Origin of the sequence: Enterobacter mori LMG 25706 (genome assembly GCF_000211415.1) — a bacterium.
Classification (GTDB): Bacteria; Pseudomonadota; Gammaproteobacteria; order Enterobacterales; family Enterobacteriaceae; genus Enterobacter; species Enterobacter mori.
In genome coordinates, this window is sequence record NZ_GL890777.1 from 425,075 (window position 1) to 446,003 (window position 20,929).

Consider the following 20,929-nt stretch of genomic DNA (forward strand, 5'->3'; position numbering starts at 1 on the left):
TTTGATGCGACTGGTCATTATCGGAAATGGCATGGCGGCCACGCGGCTGATTACCTCGCTCACCGGGCGTGCTGCCGGTCATTTCGCTATCACCGTCATCGGTGACGAGCCTGAGCATGCCTATAACCGCATCCAGCTTTCGCCGGTGCTGGGCGGTGAAAAAGCGGTGGCGGACATCTGCCTTCAGGATGATGAGTGGTACCAGGCGCGCGGCGTGACGGTGCTGCGGGGCGAAAAGGCGATTGCCGTGAACGTGGATACGCGGGAAGTGCAAACCGCCGCCCGCACGCTGGGCTGGGATGCGATGGTGTTCGCCACCGGGTCAACGCCCTTTATTCCTCCCATCCCCGGCGGCAATGCGCCACACGTATTCACGTTCCGTACTCTGGAGGATACCCGGGCCATTCAGGCAACCGCCGGTCCGGCGGTGGTGCTGGGGGGCGGCGTGCTCGGGGTTGAGGCAGCAGCAGCGCTGGCACGCAAAGGTGATGACGTCACTGTTGTTCATCGTGGTCCGTGGCTAATGGAGCAACAGCTGGACCAGCAGGCGGGAATGCTGCTGGAAGAGGCGCTGGCGGCGCGGGGCGTGCGCTGCGAGCTTTCCTCAGGCATCGCGGCAATTAACGGCAATAGCGTGATGCTGCTTAATGGGCACAGCATCGCCGCCACGCGCGTGGTGTTGGCGACCGGCGTGCAGCCGAACGTTGCGCTGGCGCACGCCAGCGGCATTCGCTGCGCGCGCGGCATCGTGGTGGATCACCAGATGCAGACCTCCGCACCGAACGTCTACGCCATTGGCGAGTGCTGCGAAATTGACGGCCAGACGTTTGGCCTGGTCGCCCCCTGCATGGTGCAGGCGGATATCCTCGCCGCGCGGCTGGCCGGGGACGTTACTGTGCCGTTTACCCTCACCGACAACGGCGTGCGCCTCAAGGTGACCGGCGTGGAGTTGTTCAGCCTCGGTCGCGCGTCAGAGCAGGAGGGCGATGTGGTCTGGAGCGCATGGGATCCGCTGACCCGTCACTATCGACGTTTACTGATCCATCAGGGGGCGCTGGCAGGCGTGCTGCTGATGGGCGACTGCCGCAGTGCGGCAACATTTACCGATTTACTGGCAACGGCTACGCCCGCACACGCGGACTGGCTGTTCGATCGTTTCACTACGCAACCGCAGGTTGCAGGACAGAACGCTATGACAAAACCTACTCTGGTGGTGGTTGGGCACGGTATGGTCGGCCATCATTTCCTCGAAGACTGCGTTAACCGTAATTTGCATCAGCAGTATCAGATCGTTGTCTTTGGCGAGGAGCGCTATGCCGCCTATGACCGCGTGCATCTGTCGGAATATTTTGGCGGGCGCAGCGCAGAGTCGCTCTCGCTGGTGGAAGGGGATTTCTTTGCCGACAGCGGCATTGAGCTGCGCCTGTCGCAGCAGATTGTCGCCATCGACCGCGACGCGCGCGTGGTGCGTACCGCCAGCGGGCATGAAACCCACTGGGACAAGCTGGTGCTGGCGACAGGCTCTTATCCGTTCGTCCCACCGGTTCCGGGCAACGATCTGCCGGGCTGCTTTGTTTATCGCACCCTCGACGATCTCGATAATATTGCCGCACATGCAAAGGGCTCGCGTCGCGGCGTGGTGATTGGCGGCGGCCTGCTGGGGCTGGAGGCGGCGAACGCCCTGAAGCAGCTCGGGCTGGAAACCCACGTGGTTGAGTTTGCACCCAATCTGATGGCGGTGCAGCTCGACAACGACGGCGCGGCGATGCTGCGCAGGAAAATCGAGGCGCTGGGCGTTGGCGTTCACACCAGTAGAGCGACGACGGAGATCGCCACCGCGGACGGCGGACTGGTGCTGCGCTTTGCCGATGGCGAACAGCTGGAAACGGACATGGTGGTCTTTTCTGCCGGTATTCGTCCGCAGGACGCGCTGGCGCGCAGTAGCGGGCTGGCTATCGGCGAACGCGGCGGGATCTGCATTGACGACGGCTGCCGGACCTCCGATCCGGACGTGCTGGCCATCGGCGAATGCGCCCTGTGGGAGGGGAAAATCTTCGGTCTGGTCGCGCCCGGTTATCAAATGGCGCGGGTGGCCGCCGCCGCGCTGGCGGGTGAGGAGAAAACCTTCACCGGGGCGGATATGAGCACCAAACTCAAGCTGCTCGGCGTGGACGTGGCCTCGTTCGGCGACGCTCACGGGCGCACGCCGGGGGCGCTGAGCTACCAGTGGACGCACGGTCCGCAGCAAATCTACAAGAAAATCGTGGTCAGCCACGACGGCAAAACGCTGCTCGGCGGCGTGCTGGTGGGTGACGCCAGCGAATACGCCACGCTGGTGCAGATGATGCTCAACGGGATAGCCCTGCCAAAAGAGCCGGAAACGCTGATATTACCCGCGTTGACGGGCAGCACGCCAAAAGCGCTCGGCGTGGCGGCGCTGCCGGAAAGCGCGCAAATCTGTTCGTGCCATAACGTCAGCAAAGGCGATATCTGCCAGGCGGTGAGCGCGGGGGCAACGGATATCGGCGCCATCAAGCAGTGCACCAAAGCGGCGACCGGCTGCGGGGGCTGCAGCGCGCTGGTGAAGCAGGTGATGGAGTTCCAGTTGGCGGAGCAGGGCGTGGAGGTGAAAAAGGATATCTGCGAACACTTCCCGTACTCGCGCCAGGAGATTTACCACCTGGTGCGCGTTAACCATATTCGCACCTTTGACCAGCTGATTAGTCGCTACGGGCAGGGGCACGGATGTGAGATCTGCAAGCCGCTGGTGGGGTCGGTGCTTGCCTCCTGCTGGAACGAGTATCTGCTGAAACCAGCACATCTGCCGCTGCAGGATACCAACGACCGCTACTTCGCCAATATCCAGAAGGACGGGACTTATTCCATCGTGCCGCGCATGCCCGCCGGGGAAGTGACGGCAGACGGGCTGATCGCCATCGGCCAGATTGCGAAACGCTATGACCTTTACAGTAAAATTACCGGCGGGCAGCGTATCGACCTGTTTGGCGCCACCCTGGAACAGCTGCCGGAGATCTGGCAGGCGCTGGTGGAAGCTGGGTTTGAAACCGGACACGCCTACGGGAAATCCCTGCGCACGGTGAAATCCTGCGTCGGTTCGACCTGGTGCCGCTACGGCGTGCAGGACTCCACCCGTCTCGCGGTCAGACTGGAACACCGGTACAAGGGGCTGCGCGCCCCGCACAAGATCAAAATGGCGGTCTCCGGCTGCACCCGCGAGTGCGCGGAGGCGCAGAGCAAAGACGTGGGGGTGATTGCCACCGACAAGGGCTGGAACCTCTATCTGTGCGGCAACGGCGGGATGAAGCCGCGCCATGCGGACCTTTTTGCCAGCGATCTGGACGATGAAACGCTGATCCGCACCGTTGACCGTTTCCTGATGTTCTACATCCGCACGGCGGATCGCCTGCAGCGCACCAGTACCTGGATGGACAACCTGGAAGGCGGCCTCGAGTATCTGCGCGAGGTGATCGTCAACGACAGCCTGGGTATCGCCCACGAGCTGGAGCAGGAGATGGCGCGGGTGGTAGAGACGTATCAGTGCGAATGGCACACCACGCTCAGCGATCCCAATCGTCTGGCGCTGTTCCGCACCGCGGCGAACGCCGCGCCGTCGGATGAAAGCAAGCGCTGGCAGGAAATCTGCGGCATCGACGATATTCCCGAGCAGGCGGGCATTGGCGCGCGTCTTGGCCGCAAACCGATCGCGCTGTTCCGTTTCGGACAGCGAGTCTACGCCCTCGACGATATGGAGCCGGGCAGCAGCGCGAACGTGCTTTCACGCGGCATTCTCGGCGATGCGGCGGGCGAGCCGGTGGTGATTTCACCGCTCTACAAGCAGCGTATTCGCCTGCGCGATGGCTGCCAGGTGGATAACGGTGAACCTGCGGTACGCGCCTGGCCGGTGAAGATTGAAAACGGCAAGGTGTGGGTCGGGAACGACGCGATAGTGATGCGTGCGGAGGCCTCATGACGGAAACCCGGACAACGTGCCCCTACTGCGGGGTGGGCTGCGGCGTGGTCGCCAGCGTGGAAAGTGGAGCGGTAAGCGTTCGGGGGGACGAAACCCATCCTGCAAACTTTGGCCGCCTGTGCGTGAAGGGATCGGCCCTGGGGGAGCCCACGGGGTTACAGGGGCGATTGCTGCGCCCCGTTGTTGACGGTGATGAGGTGGGCTGGTCGCAGGCGCTGGGGGCGGCAGGCGAGCGACTCCAGGAGATCATCGACAAATGGGGGCCGCAGGCCGTGGCGTTTTACGCCTCCGGCCAGCTATTAACCGAGGACTATTATGTTGCCAACAAGCTGATGAAAGGATTTATCGGCGCGGCAAACATTGATACCAACTCCCGGCTCTGCATGTCTTCGGCGGTGGTCGGCTACAAGCGCGCCTTCGGCGAAGACGTGGTGCCGTGCAGTTATGAGGATGTGGAAAACAGCGATCTGGTCGTGCTGGTGGGATCCAACGCTGCATGGACCCATCCGGTGCTGTATCAGCGGCTGGCGCAGGCAAAGCACAGCAATCCGCAGATGAAGGTGGTGGTGATTGACCCGCGCAGCACCGCCACCTGCGATATCGCCGATCTGCATCTGGCGCTTGCGCCGGGGAGCGATGCCGGATTATTTGTCGGCCTGCTGAACCTGATTCAGGGTGCGGATGAGTGGCCTGTTGAACGCGTGGCGGCATTTTGCGGTCTTTCGCCGCAGGATATTGGCACCTTTTACGACTGGTTTATGACGGCACCTCGCGCTATCACGCTCTACACCATGGGGATCAACCAGTCCACCCGCGGCAGCGACAAGTGCAACGCTATCATCAACGTCCATCTTGCCAGCGGCAAATTCAATCGTCAGGGCTGCGGCCCATTTTCGCTGACCGGACAGCCTAACGCGATGGGCGGGCGGGAAGTGGGCGGGCTGGCGAACCAGTTGGCGGCGCACATGAGCTTCGAGCCGGACGATCTCTCGCGGGTGGCGCGTTTCTGGGGAACCGAGCGGCTGGCGCAGACGCCAGGCCTAATGGCGGTGGAGCTGTTTGACGCTATCGCCCACGGCGAGGTGAAGGCGGTGTGGATTATGGGGACCAACCCCGCCGTATCGCTTCCGGACAGCCACGCGGTGTGCCAGGCGCTGGCGGCCTGTCCGCTGGTGATCGTTTCTGAAGTAATGCAGGAGACGGACACCAGCCGGTTTGCCCATATTCGTCTTCCGGCGCAGGGCTGGGGCGAGAAAAACGGTACGGTAACCAACTCAGAGCGGCGGATTTCGCGCCAGCGCGCGTTTTTGCCTGCGCCGGGCGAGGCAAAGCCGGACTGGTGGATTATTGCCCAGGTCGCGAAAAGGCTGGGCTATGGCGAAGACTTTGCCTGGGAACATCCGCGGGATATTTTTTGTGAACATGCGGCGCTAACGGCGTTTGAAAATAACGGCGAGCGCGCGCTCAATCTGGGTGAACTGGCGACGTTAAGCCGCGAGGAATGGGATGCGCTGGAGCCTTATCAATGGTGCACTGGTCATTTTCCCCACAGACGGATTGTCCCGGTTATCCCATCGTTGCCCGCCGCGGGGATCAGTACCCTGTACCCGCTGATGCTCAACACCGGCCGTATTCGCGACCAGTGGCATACCATGACCCGCACGGGATATGTCGCACGATTAATGCAGCATATCGCCGAGCCGTTGGTTGACATCTGCCGTTCAGACGCCGCGCGATATGGAGTGTGCGAGGGGCAGCTGGCGCGAATCGCCTCCCCGCGCGGGGTGATGGTTGCCCGGATCCATATTAACGATGCTCAGAAGGCGGGAGAGCTGTTTATCCCGATGCACTGGAATGCGCAATTTTCCCGTCAAGGGAAGGTCAATGCCCTGGTGGAAGGCCGCGTTGACCTGGTTTCAGGCCAGCCAGAGAGTAAACAAACCGCGGTCAGGATCCTGCCCTGGCAGCCGGGCTGGCAGGGGGAGTTTTACGCGCGTGACTTACCGGAACTCCCGTCCTTCGTGTTCTGGTGGCGCAAAGCGACTCGCCTGACGCTGGCGGGTGATAAACCGTTCCTGCCATGGGTCATGGATTACGCCAGCGGCAGGGGCTGGCAGCTGCAGGTTGCGCAGACCGGCGAGCGCAGCAGCGTGCTGGCCTGGCATAACGGCGAGCTGATGCTCGCCTTCTGGGAAGGAACCGCGCGACCGGAGCTGGCGCACCCGGTGATTGAAGCGGCTTTTCAGTCGCCCCCCTTAACGCCTGCTGCACGTCATGCGCTTCTGAACGGGCAGGGCGTGGGGGAGGTGGTGGATCCGGGGCGCATTATCTGTAGTTGTTTCAGCGTCAGGGAAAACACGATACGCGAGGCAATTGCCGGAGGGTGCGATTCCATTTCGGTGCTGGGGGCACGTTTGCGCTGCGGAACGAACTGCGGTTCGTGCGTGCCCGAGCTGAAAGCGCTGTTTGGATAGCGGTGTAAGGGCGACAATAATGTTCAGGATAATCCTGGAATTTCCGTTAAGCCTGCATTTCACTGCTTATCGCGTTAACATAGAAAGAATTGCCTTATGAACACAGGTCCTTATTTACGACGTTGATGGCTGTATCGTCCCGCATTCATTTGCTGTTTTTACTCTCCCTTCTTACGGCCGGAGCCGTTCACGGTGCGCCGAATTCCTTTATGCATCAGGCACAGAACCCCTTTGATAATAACGGGGATAGTTTGCCCGACCTCGGCATGGCGGCGCCAACGGGTGAAGGGGAGAAGCATCTGGCCGAAATGGCCAAGGCCTTTGGCGAAGCCAGTATGACCGACAATGGCCTGACGACAGGCGAGCAGGCGAAGCAGTTTGCATTGGGTCAGGTACGGGATGTGGTGAGCGGGGAAGTGAACGAGCAGATTGAATCCTGGCTTTCCCCCTGGGGTAACGCCAGCGTAAATCTGCTGGTGGATGATGAGGGCAATTTCAATGGCAGCAGCGGAAGCTGGTTTATTCCCTGGAACGATAACAATCGTTACCTGAGCTGGAGCCAGCTGGGCCTGACGCAACAGACGGACGGTCTGGTGAGCAATGCCGGGATTGGCCAGCGATGGGTCGCCGGAGACTGGCTGCTGGGCTATAACACCTTTTACGATAACCTGCTTGAGGAAAACCTGCAGCGCGCCGGGCTGGGGGCAGAAGCGTGGGGGCGGAATCTACGCCTGTCGGCGAACTACTATCAGCCGTTCGCCAGCTGGCGCGACAGCGCGGATCTGCAGGAGCAGCGCATGGCGCGCGGGTATGACATCACTGCTAAAGCCTGGCTGCCGTGGTTCCATCATCTGAATACCAGCGTCAGTTTTGAACAGTACTTTGGCGATAACGTCGATCTGTTTAGCAGTGGAACCGGCTACCACAACCCGATGGCGGTCAATCTGGGACTCAACTATACCCCCGTTCCGCTGGTGACCCTGACGGCTGCCCATAAGCAGGGAGAGAGCGGCGTCAGCCAGAATAACCTCGGGCTTAAGCTCAACTATCGGTTTGGCGTGCCCCTGGTCAAACAGCTGTCCGCCAGCGAAGTGGCTGTGACGCGTTCGCTGCGCGGCAGTCGCTACGATTCGCCAGAGCGGGAGAACCTGCCGGTCATGGAGTTCCGCCAGCGCAAAACGCTGTCGGTCTATCTGGCAACGCCGCCGTGGGATCTGAAAGGGGGCGAAACCGTCATGCTGAAGCTGCAAATACGCAGCAAGCATGGTATTCGCCAGCTGCACTGGCAGGGGGATACGCAGGCGCTGAGCCTGACCGCACCGGCTGACAGTACCAGCAGCGACGGCTGGAGCGTCATTATGCCCGCATGGGATAACGCTGAGGGTGCAACTAACCAGTGGCGGTTGTCGGTGATCGCGGAAGATAAAGACGGGCAGCGCGTCTCTTCCAATGAGATCGCGCTAACGGTGGTTCAACCGCTGGTCGCATTGCCCAACGACGATCCACGGTGGAAGCTGCTGCCGGATGAGTAAGTTAAAAAATCCGTTCCTGATGGACCCACACGGCGCCTTCGACGCGGGACTTTAACTTCATCTTCTTCAGCATGTGCTTCACGTGCACTTTTACCGTGCTTTCGGTGATGTCCAGACGGCGGGCGATCATTTTGTTCGGCAGGCCCTGGGCAATCAGCTTCAGAATATCGCGTTCGCGCGGGGTAAGCTGGCTCACGTCACGGTCTGAGGTTGCGCGGTTGGCCCGCAGGCTGGCGGCCAGTACCGGCGTTAAGGCTTCGCTCAGCACCATCTCTCCGGCAGCGGCCTGCTGCAGCGCCTTGAGCAGATCTTCCGGCTCCATATCTTTCAGCAGGTAGCCGTCCGCGCCGCGCTTCAGCGCCGTCACCACGTCTTCTTCATGATTTGACACGCTAAACACCACCACGCGGCCAGACAGAGATTTTTCGCGCAGTTTGTCCAGCGTCTCGAGACCGTTCATGCCCGGCATGTTGAGATCGAGCAGGATCAAATCAGGATCGAGCGCTTCGGCAAGCTCAATACCCTGTTCGCCGTTGCTGGCTTCGCCGACGACGGTAATATCGGGCGCCATGCTGACCAGCTGTTTCACCCCGGTGCGCAGCATGGGATGGTCGTCGATCAACAGGATGGATGCCGGTTCCTGATTAGTCATGGTGTTCTCCTTGGACAGTTGTAAGCGGTTTTTCGGGAATAAAGGTGACGACCACTTCCGTGCCACCCGTGTCTCTCCGGCGAACCTGGCAATCACCGCGCAGGCTTTGCGCGCGGTCTCGCATGATAATTAAACCATAGTGGTTGGTTCTCTCGGCCTTTTCCGGCACGCCGCAGCCGTCGTCCTGAATCGTCAGCTTCACCTGATTATTGTGCTGGCTGACGGTTACCGTTACCGCCGTCGCGCTGGCGTGTTTGAGCACGTTGCTCAGGGCTTCGCGGGCGATCTGCAGTAAATGAATCGCCTGATGGGAGGGGACAAAACGCGGCGGAAGCTGGTAGTCGAGTTTCACCGGGAACCCCAGCCGGGCGCTAAATTCGTGACAGCTGGACTCCAGCGCGGGGCGAAGGCCCGGCTCGGTCAACTGCAGTCGGAAAGTGGTTAACAGTTCACGAAGCTGAACCCACGAAGTGTTCAGCTCGTTGCGGATCTGGCTCAGGAGCTGTTTATTGCTTTCCGGCATCTCCGCGTCCTGCATCTGCAGGCAACTGACCTGCATCTTCATGCAGGAGAGCGATTGGGCGATGGAGTCATGCAGCTCCCGCGCGATGGTGGCGCGCTCTTCCATCACAATCAGCTGCTGCTGTTTTTCCTGATGCCTGTCCAGCGCCAGCGTGGCCGTGAGCTGTTCCACCAGGGTATCCACCAGTTGCTGCTGGTCGTGGCTCAAATGCCTTCCGGCGGGCAGGGTAGCCAGCAGAATGCCGTACTGGGTGTGGCTGTCCGTCAGACGCCACTTCAGCGTGGTGCCCGTCGTCGTTAGCGGTGGTACACCCCGCGGGCAAAGGTGACAACCTTTATCATCGCAGGACATGTCAGACTGACAGGTAAATTCCTGATGATTTTCTTCGTCTTCAACGTCGTAGACCCGCAGCTCCAGATCGTGCAGCAGCGTCAGGTTTTGCAGGCCGTTCAGCACCGGCGAGAGGCGCTCGCACAGCGGTACCTGCATGTGCAAACGGCGGTTGGCCTGCCACAGGAAAGAGAGAATTTCGTTTTTCTGTTCGAGTCCGGCGGTTTTTTCCTGAACCCGCTGTTCCAGTACCGCGTAGCTTTCAGACAGCTCTTCCGACATGGTGTTGAGCGCCTGGCCGAGCATCGCCATCTCGTTACGCCCGCTAATATGCGTGCGCTGGGTAAAATCTCTGTTCGTTACGGCGCGTGCCATTGCCAGCAGCTGTTTCCAGGGATTCAGCAGCCTTGCGCGCAGCCAGACGATGGTGAAAATCAGCAGCAGGCCCATAAACAGCCCCATCACCCGGTGGATCATAACCACCCGGTCAATGCGTAATTCGGTGGTTTGATCGAAAGAAGAGACCAGCGTATCAATGCGTGAGACGAAACCGGCAACGTCGCGCGCGACGGCGTCGGGGCTGTTCGCCTGCTTTAAGCCTGGCTCCAGCTGCGTGTGCCAGTAGCCCTGAAGGGCCTTAAGCTGGGATTTCTGACCAGCGCGAATAGCGGCACTTTCCAGCTCGGGGCTGAAAGCCGTATGCTCCATATCGTCGATCAGCTTCTGGTCGTCCTGCGTTAAGGGCACCGAGGCCAGCAGACGATAACTCTGCATGCGTAGCGAGCCTGCCTCGTTAATGGCATGCGCATTACCCTGTACGCCCTGGACCAGCCAGCCGGAAATCGCCATGCCGGTGACACCGATCGCGGTGGACAGCAAGACAATAAGCGCCAGTTGGTTAACCAGCGTCAGCGGGGATAGACATCTTTTTAACATGGTGTTGCCGGGCTCCTGACGTGACCTGATTGCAGGAATGGCGCTATTCTGGTGCATACCCTGGAGTATACCCATACCAATAAAGGATTACCTCTAAATTGCCGGAGGAGTAATGGTTGGGGGGAGGGAGTAGCCAGGATGGCTCAGCACCGTGAAAAACCACATCTTTTTTACCCCTTACTCCTACTCACTAAGAGTAATGCCTTTTTTTTCGCCACAAAACCCCGCACTTTTCCTTTGATTTATATCAACTTACCGCCGCCCTAAAACCCTAATGTTTGCAGCATCATTCGAGAATCAGAGGTGTCTATGAGTCACTCATCCGCTCCCGACAGGGAAAATGGTGCCGTTATTACAGAATGGCGACCAGAGGATCCGGCGTTCTGGCAACAGCGCGGCCATCGTGTAGCAAGTCGTAATCTGTGGATTTCCGTTCCGTGCCTGCTGTTAGCGTTTTGCGTATGGATGTTGTTTAGTGCGGTGGCGGTAAACCTGCCAAAAGTCGGCTTTACGTTCACGACCGATCAGCTGTTTATGTTGACCGCGCTGCCGTCCCTGTCCGGTGCGTTGCTGCGTGTGCCTTACGCGTTTATGGTGCCGGTGTTTGGCGGACGCCGCTGGACGGCTTTCAGTACCGGCATCATGATCGTGCCGTGCGTGTGGCTCGGTTTTGCGGTGCAGGATACCTCCACGCCGTTTAGCGTGTTTGTGATCATCTCTCTGCTGTGCGGTTTTGCGGGCGCGAACTTTGCCTCCAGCATGGCGAACATCAGCTTCTTCTTCCCGAAAGCGAAGCAGGGTGGTGCGCTGGGCATTAACGGCGGTCTGGGGAACATGGGCGTGAGCGTGCTGCAGCTGATTGCCCCGCTGGCGATTTCGGTTTCCATTTTTGCGGCCTTTGGCGGCGGCGGTGTGACCCAGCCGGATGGTTCTTCTCTGTTCCTGCAGAATGCGGCCTGGATTTGGGTACCGTTTCTGGTGGTCTTCACGCTGGCGGCCTGGTTCTTTATGAACGATTTGTCCGCGTCGAAGGCGTCCCTGAGCGAACAGTTACCGGTCCTGAAACGCGGTCACCTTTGGGTCATGGCGCTGTTGTATCTGGCAACGTTCGGCTCGTTTATCGGGTTCTCTGCGGGCTTCGCCATGCTGTCGAAAACCCAGTTCCCGGACGTGCAGATCCTGCAATTTGCCTTCTTTGGTCCATTTGTCGGCGCGCTGGCACGTTCTCTTGGCGGGATGATCTCCGACCGTCTGGGCGGGACGCGGGTGACGCTGGTGAACTTCATGGTGATGGCAATTTTCTGCGCGCTGCTGTTCCTGACGCTGCCAGCCAACGGGCAGGGCGGCAACTTTATTGCCTTCTTCGGCGTGTTTATGGTGCTGTTCCTGACGGCCGGGCTGGGAAGTGCATCCACGTTCCAGATGATCTCCGTCATCTTCCGTAAGCTGACCATGGATCGCGTTAAAGCGCAGGGCGGCACCGAAGAGCAGGCCATGCGTGAAGCGGCGACCGACACCGCTGCGGCGCTGGGCTTTATCTCTGCGATTGGCGCAATCGGTGGCTTCTTCATCCCGAAAGCGTTCGGTATCTCACTGGACCTGACCGGCTCTCCGGCAGGGGCCATGAAAGTATTCCTCATCTTCTATATCGCCTGCGTTGTGATTACGTGGCTGGTATATGGCCGTAATACCAAGAAAAATAAGTAAGTGTGATTATCCGTTTGCGCGGCCTTCGGGCCGCGTTTTTTTGTGTTGAAAATAGTTACAACATACTGATGGCCTTTAGACCGGCAGCCTGCGGGTAACACTGTGATCGCCATCGCTTTCCAGTGGGGTCTACTCCTTAATACCTGAGATGTTAAATTTAGCCCTGCTTTTTGTACGATAAATATAAAATATCTATATTAATCATGGTGATGTGAGATTTATATTTATACCGCTTTGGTGGTATTTGATGTAATACCCACCTTCAGAGACCCCGCCCGCCTTGATCGTTATCAATTCTCCCCCGCTTTCAGAGCGTTACCTTCGCAGCAAATCAGCAATGTCGATTTAGAGAGCCACAGGCTCCACACAGGAGATACCCGATGAGCAAATTTTTAGACCGGTTTCGCTACTTCAAGCAGAAGGGCGAGACGTTTGCCGATGGGCACGGTCAGCTTCTGGAGACCAACCGCGACTGGGAAGACGGCTATCGCCAGCGCTGGCAGCATGACAAAGTGGTCCGTTCAACCCACGGCGTCAACTGCACGGGTTCGTGCAGCTGGAAGATTTTCGTCAAGAATGGTCTGGTGACCTGGGAAGTCCAGCAAACCGACTACCCGCGTACCCGTCCCGATCTGCCGAATCATGAACCGCGCGGCTGTCCGCGTGGCGCAAGCTACTCCTGGTATCTCTACAGCGCTAACCGCCTGAAATACCCTCTGATGCGTAAGCGCCTGATGAAAATGTGGCGTGAAGCGAAAGTCCAGCACAGCGATCCGGTTGATGCATGGGCATCCATCATTGAAGACACCGACAAAGCGAAGAGCTTCAAGCAGGCTCGCGGTCGCGGTGGCTTTGTCCGTTCCTCCTGGAAAGAAGTGAACGAATTGATTGCGGCGTCTAACGTCTACACCGTCAAAACCTACGGCCCGGACCGCGTGGCGGGCTTCTCGCCAATCCCGGCGATGTCGATGGTCTCTTACGCGTCTGGCGCGCGCTATCTCTCCCTGATTGGCGGGACCTGCCTGAGCTTCTATGACTGGTACTGCGACCTGCCGCCTGCGTCCCCACAGACCTGGGGCGAGCAGACCGACGTGCCGGAATCCGCCGACTGGTATAACTCCAGCTACATTCTGGCCTGGGGCTCTAACGTTCCTCAGACCCGTACCCCGGATGCCCACTTCTTTACCGAAGTGCGTTACAAAGGCACCAAAACCGTTGCGATTACCCCTGACTATGCGGAAATCGCCAAGCTGTGCGACCTGTGGCTGGCACCTAAGCAGGGCACCGATGCGGCGATGGCGCTGGCGATGGGCCACGTCATGCTGCGCGAGTTCCACCTGGACAAGCCTAGCCAGTACTTCACCGACTATGTGCGTCGCTACACCGACATGCCGATGCTGGTGATGCTGGAAGAGCGCGACGGCTACTACGCTGCCGGTCGTATGCTGCGCGCCGCTGACCTGGTGGATTCACTTGGCCAGGAAAATAACCCGCAGTGGAAAACCGTTGCCTGTAACAGCAATGGCGAACTGATTGCGCCAAACGGCTCTATTGGTTTCCGCTGGGGCGAAAAGGGCAAATGGAACCTGGAGCAGCGTAACGGCACCACCGGCGAAGAGACCGAACTGCGCCTGAGCATGCTGGGCAGCCAGGATGAGATCGCTGACGTCGGCTTCCCGTACTTCGGTGGCGACGGCACCGAGCATTTCAACAAGGTTGAACTGAATAACGTTCTGATGCACAAACTGCCGGTGAAGCGTCTTCAGCTCGCCGATGGTTCAACGGCGCTCGTCACCACTGTTTACGATCTCACCATGGCGAACTACGGCCTTGAGCGCGGTCTGAACGACGAAAACTGTGCAAGCAGCTACGATGACGTGAAAGCGTACACCCCGGCATGGGCGGAGCAGATCACCGGCGTGCCGCGCGCGCAGATCACCCGTATCGCGCGTGAGTTCGCGGAAAACGCCGACAAGACCCACGGTCGCTCCATGATCATCGTCGGTGCCGGTCTGAACCACTGGTATCACCTCGATATGAACTATCGCGGCCTGATTAACATGCTGATCTTCTGCGGCTGCGTCGGTCAGAGCGGCGGCGGCTGGGCGCACTACGTCGGCCAGGAAAAACTGCGTCCGCAGACCGGCTGGCAGCCGCTGGCGTTTGCCCTCGACTGGCAGCGTCCGGCTCGCCACATGAACAGCACTTCCTACTTCTATAACCACTCCAGCCAGTGGCGCTACGAGACGGTTACCGCAGAGGAACTGCTGTCGCCAATGGCGGATAAATCCCGCTACAGCGGCCACCTGATTGACTTCAACGTGCGTGCGGAACGTATGGGCTGGCTGCCGTCGGCTCCTCAGCTTGGCACCAACCCGCTGCGCATCGCGGAAGCGGCGAAGAAAGCGGGCATGACACCGGTGGACTACACCGTTAAGTCGCTGAAGGAAGGTTCGATTCGCTTTGCGGCGGAACAGCCGGAAAACGGTAAAAACCATCCGCGCAACCTGTTCATCTGGCGCTCAAACCTGCTGGGTTCTTCCGGTAAAGGTCACGAGTTCATGCTGAAGTATCTGCTTGGTACGGAACACGGTATTCAGGGCAAAGATCTCGGCAAGCAGGGCGGCGTGAAGCCTGAAGAAGTGGAATGGAAAGACAACGGCCTGGACGGCAAGCTGGATCTGGTGGTGACGCTGGATTTCCGTCTTTCGAGCACTTGTCTGTACTCCGATATCGTTCTGCCGACGGCAACCTGGTATGAAAAAGACGACATGAATACCTCGGATATGCATCCGTTTATTCATCCGCTGTCTGCTGCCGTTGACCCGGCGTGGGAATCCAAAAGCGACTGGGAAATCTACAAAGGCATCGCCGAGAAATTCTCTGAAGTCTGCGTGGGGCACCTGGGCAAAGAAACCGACGTGGTGACGCTGCCCATTCAGCACGACTCCGCTGCCGAACTGGCGCAGCCGCTGGACGTGAAGGACTGGAAAAAAGGCGAGTGCGATCTGATCCCTGGCGTGACGGCGCCGCACATCATTCCGGTTGAACGTGACTACCCGGCGACCTACGAACGCTTTACCTCTATCGGCCCGCTGATGGAGAAAATCGGCAACGGCGGGAAAGGGATCGCCTGGAACACCCAGAGCGAAATGGACCTGCTGCGTAAGCTCAATTACACCAAATCAGACGGCCCGGCCAAAGGCCAGCCTTGGCTTAACACGGCGATTGATGCCGCAGAGATGATCCTCACCCTGGCACCGGAAACCAACGGCCAGGTCGCAGTAAAAGCCTGGGAAGCACTGAGTAAAATCACCGGTCGCGACCATAAGCATCTGGCCCTGAACAAAGAAGACGAGAAAATCCGCTTCCGCGATATTCAGGCCCAGCCGCGCAAAATTATCTCCAGCCCGACCTGGTCTGGTCTGGAAGATGAACACGTCTCTTATAACGCGGGTTACACCAACGTTCACGAGCTGATCCCATGGCGTACCCTGACCGGTCGTCAGTCTCTGTATCAGGATCACCAGTGGATGCGTGACTTCGGCGAAAGCCTGCTGGTTTACCGTCCGCCAATCGACACCCGTTCGGTGAAAGCGGTAATGGGCGAGAAGTCCAACGGTAATCCGGAGAAAGCGCTGAACTTCCTGACGCCGCACCAGAAGTGGGGGATCCACTCCACCTACAGCGACAACCTGCTGATGCTGACGCTGGGACGCGGCGGTCCGATTGTCTGGATGAGCGAAGCGGATGCCAAAGATCTGGGGATTGTGGATAACGACTGGATCGAAGTCTTCAACAGCAACGGTTCATTGACCGCTCGTGCAGTGGTTAGCCAGCGTGTTCCAGCAGGGATGACCATGATGTACCACGCGCAGGAACGTATCGTGAACATTCCTGGCTCAGAAATCACCGAGCAGCGCGGCGGTATTCATAACTCGGTCACCCGTATTACGCCGAAGCCGACCCATATGATTGGTGGCTATGCGCAGCTGGCCTACGGCTTTAACTACTACGGCACCGTAGGATCTAACCGCGATGAGTTCGTGGTGGTACGTAAGATGAAGAATATTAACTGGTTAGACGGCGAAGGTAATGACCAGGTACAGGAGAGCGTAAAATGAAAATTCGTTCACAAGTCGGCATGGTGCTGAATCTGGATAAATGCATCGGCTGTCATACCTGTTCAGTCACCTGTAAAAACGTCTGGACCAGCCGCGAAGGCACCGAGTACGCCTGGTTCAACAACGTGGAAACCAAGCCGGGCACCGGCTTCCCGACCAACTGGGAAGATCAGGAAAAATACAAGGGCGGCCGGATCCGCAAAATCAACGGCAAAATCCAGCCGCGCATGGGCAACCGCGCGATGCTGCTGGGAAAAATCTTCGCTAACCCGCATCTGCCGGGCATCGACGATTACTACGAGCCGTTCGATTTCGACTACCAGAACCTGCATAACGCAGCGGAAGGTAAACATCAGCCTATTGCTCGTCCTCGCTCGCTGATCACGGGTCAGCGTATGAACAAGATCGAGAAAGGCCCGAACTGGGAAGACGATCTGGGTGGTGAGTTCGAGAAGCTGTCGAAAGACAAAAACTTCGAGAACATGCAGAAGGCGATGTACGGCCAGTTCGAAAACACCTTCATGATGTACCTGCCGCGCCTGTGCGAGCACTGCCTCAACCCGGCGTGCGTGGCGACCTGCCCGAGCGGCGCCATCTACAAGCGTGAAGAAGACGGCATCGTACTCATCGACCAGGACAAGTGCCGCGGCTGGCGCATGTGCATCACCGGCTGTCCGTATAAAAAAATCTACTTCAACTGGAAGAGCGGCAAGTCAGAGAAGTGCATCTTCTGCTATCCGCGCATTGAAGCCGGTATGCCGACCGTCTGTTCAGAAAGCTGCGTAGGCCGTATTCGCTACCTCGGCGTGCTGCTGTATGACGCGGACGCGATTGAAACGGCAGCAAGCACAGAGAACGAGAAAGATCTGTACCAGCGTCAGCTGGACGTGTTCCTCGATCCGAACGATCCGAAGGTGATCGAGCAGGCGCTGAAGGACGGCGTGCCGCAGAGCGTGATCGACGCCGCGCAGCAGTCTCCGGTGTACAAAATGGCGATGGACTGGAAGCTGGCGCTGCCGCTGCACCCGGAATACCGCACGCTGCCGATGGTCTGGTACGTGCCGCCGCTGTCGCCGATTCAGTCTGCTGCCGACGCGGGTGAACTGGGCGGCAACGGCATTCTGCCGGACGTGGAAAGCCTGCGTATTCCGGTGCAGTACCTGGCGAACCTGCTGACCGCAGGGGATACCCAGCCGGTCCTGCTGGCGCTGAAGCGTATGCTGGCGATGCGTCACTTCAAGCGTGCTGAGACCGTTGACGGCGTTACCGATACCCGTGCGCTGGAAGAGGTTGGCCTGACCGAAGCACAGGCTCAGGAGATGTACCGCTATCTGGCGATTGCGAACTACGAAGACCGTTTCGTCGTACCGAGCAGCCACCGCGAGCAGGTGCGCGACGCCTTCCCGGAGAAAAACGGATGTGGCTTTAGCTTCGGTGACGGTTGCCACGGCTCAGACACCAAATTCAACCTGTTCAACAGCCGCCGCATCGACGCCATGGATGTGACCAGCAAAACGGAGCCGCACCAATGATTGAACTCGTCATTGTTTCGCGTCTGCTCGAGTACCCGGATGCTGCGCTTGCGCAGCATCAGCAGGAACTCTTTGATGCACTCGCGTCATCTGAAAACCTGGATAAAGCGGATGCCCAGAAGCTGGGCGTTTTCCTCCGCGATCTGTTAGCGCGCGATCTCCTGGACGCGCAGGCGGACTACAGCCAGCTGTTTGACCGCGGGCGCGCGACGTCTCTGCTGCTGTTTGAACACGTCCACGGTGAATCCCGCGATCGTGGTCAGGCGATGGTCGACCTGATGGCCCAGTACGAGCAGCACGGCCTGCAGCTCGACAGCCGCGAACTGCCAGACCACCTGCCGCTGTACCTGGAATATCTGGCGCAGCTGCCAAAAGAAGAGGCGCTGGGCGGTTTACAGGACATCGCACCGATCCTGGCGCTGCTTGGCGCGCGTCTTCAGCAGCGCGAAAGTGCTTATGCGGTGCTCTTTGACCTGCTGGTGAAGCTGGCAAATGCCGCCGTTGATAGCGAAAAAGTAGCGGAAAAAATCGCGGACGAAGCGCGCGACGACACTCCGCAGGCGCTTGATGCGGTCTGGGAAGAAGAGCAGGTGAAGTTCTTTGCTGACCAGAACTGCGGCGAGTCTGAAATCTCCGCTCACCAGCGTCGTTTTGCCGGGGCTGTTGCTCCGCAATATTTGAATATCTCTAACGGAGGACGGCAATAATGCACTTCCTGAATATGTTCTTCTTTGACATTTACCCGTACATCGCGGGCACCGTGTTCCTGGTGGGAAGCTGGCTGCGTTATGACTATGGGCAGTATACCTGGCGGGCGGCCTCCAGCCAGATGCTGGACCGCAAGGGGATGAACCTCGCCTCTAACCTGTTCCATATCGGGATCCTGGGGATTTTTGCCGGTCACTTCCTGGGCATGCTGACACCGCACTGGATGTACGAAGCCTGGCTGCCGATTGAAGTGAAGCAGAAAATGGCGATGTTTGCGGGCGGTGCCAGCGGCGTGATGTGTCTGGTCGGCGGTCTGCTGCTGCTGAAACGTCGTCTGTTCAGCCCGCGCGTCCGTGCCACCACGACCGCTGCGGACATCCTGATCCTCTCCCTGCTGATGGTGCAGTGTGCGCTGGGTCTGCTGACGATTCCGTTCTCAGCGCAGCATATGGACGGTAGCGAAATGATGAAGCTGGTCGGCTGGGCGCAGTCCGTGGTGACCTTCCATGGCGGCGCATCTGAGCATCTGGACGGCGTGGCCTTTATCTTCCGCGTGCACCTGGTGCTGGGGATGACGCTGTTTGTGCTGTTCCCGTTCTCTCGCCTGGTGCACATCTGGAGCGCGCCGGTTGAGTACCTGACGCGCAAATATCAGATTGTGCGCGCCCGTCGCTAATTTGCCGTTTTGATACCCACCCCGCATTCGCGGGGTTTTTTTTCGCCCCAGCCCAGGTTGTTGCCCGCAGCGGCAAACAAAATCAGCGCGCCGCCCGCAAGCTGCGTGAGGTTCAGCGAGTGTCCGAACACCAGGTTATCAACAACAATGGCGACCACCGGATAGATAAACGACAGCGAGCCGGTCACTGGAGTGGGGAGTTTCTGAATGGCGCTATACAGCAACTGGTACATGATGCCGGTGTGGACAATGCCCAGCGTCAGCAGTATCGTCCAGGGGAAATCGCCCGAAAGGGAAGGCATATGCGCCAGCGGAAGAAGCATCACCACCCCTGTCAGGACCTGAATAAAGGCGATATGCTGCGGTGCGATGGATTTCAGTTTGCGGGCGATAATGGCAGTCAGCGCGTAAAAGAATGCTGCACCCAGCGCCAGCCCGATACCTGCGAGCCATTCACTGCCATGCGTGCCGCTGAGCTCGCTGGAAAGCAATATCACCACGCCGCCGAAGGCGAGGATCAACCAGCCCCACTTCACCAGACTGACGCGTTCACCTAAAAGCATCCCCATCATCACCAGCATAAACGGCTGGGTGTTATAGACCACGGTTGACAGGCCAATCGAGATCCGCTCATAGGCTGCAAACAGCAGCAGCCAGTTCACCACGAGCGCTACGCCGCCAAAAATGGCCAGCAGCAGCGTGGTGCGGGTGAGGGGACTGAAGGGCTTTCGACTTAACCGGACGAATACATAAAGCGTAACCGCGCCGATGACGCAGCGCCAGAACACCACTTCCGTTACCGGCAGACCGGAGAGTAAAACAAACGCGCCGATAGAGCCGGAAATTAACATCGCCAGGCTCATCTGCCCGACGCCTTTTTGTAAATCACGCATCATCCACCTCCTGATTAATGACCCTATTGTCGAAAATCGCTGTCGGGTTTTACAGGGCTGATATAAGGTGAAACAGGTTAATGACTTTTTAAAATTAGGTGAAAACGATGGAATACCTGCTTGATGATATCGATCGGCAAATATTGGCTTGTCTGGTAGAGGACGCGCGTGCGTCGCTGAAGGTGCTGAGTGGTCGTGTGGGATTGACGTCACCCAGCACGGCAGAACGTTTGAAGAGGCTGGAAGAGCGCGGTGTGATTCAGGGTTATGGTGCGCGGGTGAACCTGGCGGCGCTGGGATACACCTTGCAGGCGCTGGTGCGCGTGCGCCCATTGCCGGGGTTATTGCATAAGGTGGATAAATACATTCAGGCCATGCCGGAGTGCATTGAGAGTGACAAAGTCACGGGTGAGGACTGTTTTGTGATCAGGCTGGTGGTACGGTCGATAGAACAGCTGGATGTATTGCTGGACGGCCTGGCAGAGCATGCCCAGTGTAATACGTCGATTGTGAAGAGCTCGCCGGTGAAGCGACGGTTGCCGCCGATGTAGGTTTCTGTCGCCGGGTGGCGGCTGCGCCTTACCCGGCCTACCAAGGCGGACGCGGTTAAGTTTTATAATGATTTTTTTGGATTATTCGGGAAATGATGGTGGTGGGGGAAGGATTACTCGGCGCGTTGCGCCTCGCCCTTCGGGTCGTTGCCTGCGGCAACGCTTTCTCGCTACGCTCGAATCGAACCTTAATCGAAGCTTCTCATCCTTCCCCGTCACGGAAATGCATGATGCCTGGTGCGAACAGAAGATTTGGAGTCATTTGAAAGTGATGGTGGTGGGGGAAGGATTCGAACCTTC

The 20,929-nt window shown here is 58.7% G+C and carries 12 protein-coding genes and 1 other RNA gene; 9 read left to right on the plus strand and 4 right to left on the minus strand.

Translation table 11 applies throughout. The features are described 5' to 3' along the window. Positions 1 to 4 precede the first annotated feature (4 nt). The 3 genes from nirB (at position 5) to ENTMO_RS0115795 (ending at position 7,997) form a co-directional block, all read left to right on the plus strand. A complete protein-coding gene (gene nirB, locus ENTMO_RS0115785) occupies positions 5 to 3,991 on the plus strand; it encodes a nitrite reductase large subunit NirB (protein ID WP_010432947.1) in 3,987 nt (1,328 codons plus the stop codon). Beyond that, positions 3,988 to 6,465, plus strand: coding sequence for a nitrate reductase (locus ENTMO_RS0115790; protein WP_010432948.1), 2,478 nt, complete (start codon positions 3,988 to 3,990; stop codon positions 6,463 to 6,465). The genes nirB and ENTMO_RS0115790 overlap by 4 nt, the downstream gene beginning before the upstream one ends. Before the next feature lie 125 nt (positions 6,466 to 6,590). Next, on the plus strand, positions 6,591 to 7,997 hold the full coding sequence (locus ENTMO_RS0115795; protein WP_029485133.1) for a YchO/YchP family invasin: 1,407 nt from the start codon (positions 6,591 to 6,593) through the stop codon (positions 7,995 to 7,997). Between the two features lies 1 nt (position 7,998). Here the strand turns inward: ENTMO_RS0115795 and narL are convergent, their stop codons facing one another. After that, positions 7,999 to 8,649 carry a two-component system response regulator NarL gene (gene narL / locus ENTMO_RS0115800; RefSeq protein WP_010432955.1) on the minus strand — a complete coding sequence of 217 codons (651 nt, stop codon included), beginning with the start codon at positions 8,647 to 8,649 and terminating at the stop codon, positions 7,999 to 8,001. Then, positions 8,642 to 10,438: a nitrate/nitrite two-component system sensor histidine kinase NarX gene (gene narX, locus ENTMO_RS0115805; protein WP_010432958.1), complete on the minus strand. Its 1,797-nt coding sequence runs from the start codon at positions 10,436 to 10,438 to the stop codon at positions 8,642 to 8,644. The genes narL and narX overlap by 8 nt, the downstream gene beginning before the upstream one ends. Positions 10,439 to 10,747: 309 nt before the next feature. Between narX and ENTMO_RS0115810 the strand changes: the two genes are divergently transcribed. From ENTMO_RS0115810 to narI, 5 genes are all read left to right on the plus strand, one after another. Further along, positions 10,748 to 12,145: a NarK family nitrate/nitrite MFS transporter gene (locus ENTMO_RS0115810; protein ID WP_010432963.1), complete on the plus strand. Its 1,398-nt coding sequence runs from the start codon at positions 10,748 to 10,750 to the stop codon at positions 12,143 to 12,145. A 380-nt stretch (positions 12,146 to 12,525) separates the two neighbouring features. Next, complete coding sequence (locus ENTMO_RS0115815; RefSeq protein ID WP_010432966.1) at positions 12,526 to 16,269, plus strand: nitrate reductase subunit alpha; 3,744 nt, start codon at positions 12,526 to 12,528, stop codon at positions 16,267 to 16,269. After that, positions 16,266 to 17,801 carry a nitrate reductase subunit beta gene (gene narH, locus ENTMO_RS0115820; protein ID WP_010432968.1) on the plus strand — a complete coding sequence of 512 codons (1,536 nt, stop codon included), beginning with the start codon at positions 16,266 to 16,268 and terminating at the stop codon, positions 17,799 to 17,801. The genes ENTMO_RS0115815 and narH overlap by 4 nt, the downstream gene beginning before the upstream one ends. Further along, a complete protein-coding gene (gene narJ / locus ENTMO_RS0115825) occupies positions 17,798 to 18,508 on the plus strand; it encodes a nitrate reductase molybdenum cofactor assembly chaperone (RefSeq protein WP_010432970.1) in 711 nt (236 codons plus the stop codon). Before narH ends, narJ begins: the two co-directional genes overlap by 4 nt. Continuing rightward, the gene (narI, locus tag ENTMO_RS0115830) at positions 18,508 to 19,185 is read left to right on the plus strand and encodes a respiratory nitrate reductase subunit gamma (RefSeq protein WP_010432973.1); all 678 of its coding nucleotides are present in this window, start codon (positions 18,508 to 18,510) and stop codon (positions 19,183 to 19,185) included. The genes narJ and narI overlap by 1 nt, the downstream gene beginning before the upstream one ends. On the opposite strand, the gene ENTMO_RS0115835 is transcribed toward narI, so the two are convergent. Continuing rightward, positions 19,182 to 20,078: a DMT family transporter gene (locus tag ENTMO_RS0115835; protein WP_010432977.1), complete on the minus strand. Its 897-nt coding sequence runs from the start codon at positions 20,076 to 20,078 to the stop codon at positions 19,182 to 19,184. The two genes, narI and ENTMO_RS0115835, sit on opposite strands and share 4 nt — an antisense overlap. 107 nt (positions 20,079 to 20,185) lie before the next feature. On the opposite strand from ENTMO_RS0115835, the gene ENTMO_RS0115840 reads away from it, so the two are divergent. Next, positions 20,186 to 20,629 carry an Lrp/AsnC family transcriptional regulator gene (locus ENTMO_RS0115840; protein WP_010432979.1) on the plus strand — a complete coding sequence of 148 codons (444 nt, stop codon included), beginning with the start codon at positions 20,186 to 20,188 and terminating at the stop codon, positions 20,627 to 20,629. Positions 20,630 to 20,725: 96 nt separating this feature from the next. On the opposite strand, the gene ENTMO_RS25365 is transcribed toward ENTMO_RS0115840, so the two are convergent. After that, a non-coding RNA gene (locus tag ENTMO_RS25365) (RtT sRNA) lies at positions 20,726 to 20,856 on the minus strand. Between the last annotated feature and the right edge of the window lie 73 nt (positions 20,857 to 20,929).

Bases quoted from the DNA above. Each gene is read 5' to 3' on its own strand.
- ENTMO_RS0115815 (WP_010432966.1), top strand. From the start codon at position 12,526: ATGAGCAAATTTTTAGACCGGTTTCGCTACTTCAAGCAGAAGGGCGAG.
- ENTMO_RS0115840 (WP_010432979.1), top strand. From the start codon at position 20,186: ATGGAATACCTGCTTGATGATATCGATCGGCAAATATTGGCTTGTCTG.
- nirB (WP_010432947.1), top strand. From the start codon at position 5: ATGCGACTGGTCATTATCGGAAATGGCATGGCGGCCACGCGGCTGATT.
- ENTMO_RS0115810 (WP_010432963.1), top strand. From the start codon at position 10,748: ATGAGTCACTCATCCGCTCCCGACAGGGAAAATGGTGCCGTTATTACA.
- ENTMO_RS0115835 (WP_010432977.1), bottom strand. From the start codon at position 20,078: ATGCGTGATTTACAAAAAGGCGTCGGGCAGATGAGCCTGGCGATGTTA.
- narI (WP_010432973.1), top strand. From the start codon at position 18,508: ATGCACTTCCTGAATATGTTCTTCTTTGACATTTACCCGTACATCGCG.
- narJ (WP_010432970.1), top strand. From the start codon at position 17,798: ATGATTGAACTCGTCATTGTTTCGCGTCTGCTCGAGTACCCGGATGCT.
- narL (WP_010432955.1), bottom strand. From the start codon at position 8,649: ATGACTAATCAGGAACCGGCATCCATCCTGTTGATCGACGACCATCCC.
- narX (WP_010432958.1), bottom strand. From the start codon at position 10,438: ATGTTAAAAAGATGTCTATCCCCGCTGACGCTGGTTAACCAACTGGCG.
- narH (WP_010432968.1), top strand. From the start codon at position 16,266: ATGAAAATTCGTTCACAAGTCGGCATGGTGCTGAATCTGGATAAATGC.
- ENTMO_RS0115790 (WP_010432948.1), top strand. From the start codon at position 3,988: ATGACGGAAACCCGGACAACGTGCCCCTACTGCGGGGTGGGCTGCGGC.
- ENTMO_RS0115795 (WP_029485133.1), top strand. From the start codon at position 6,591: ATGGCTGTATCGTCCCGCATTCATTTGCTGTTTTTACTCTCCCTTCTT.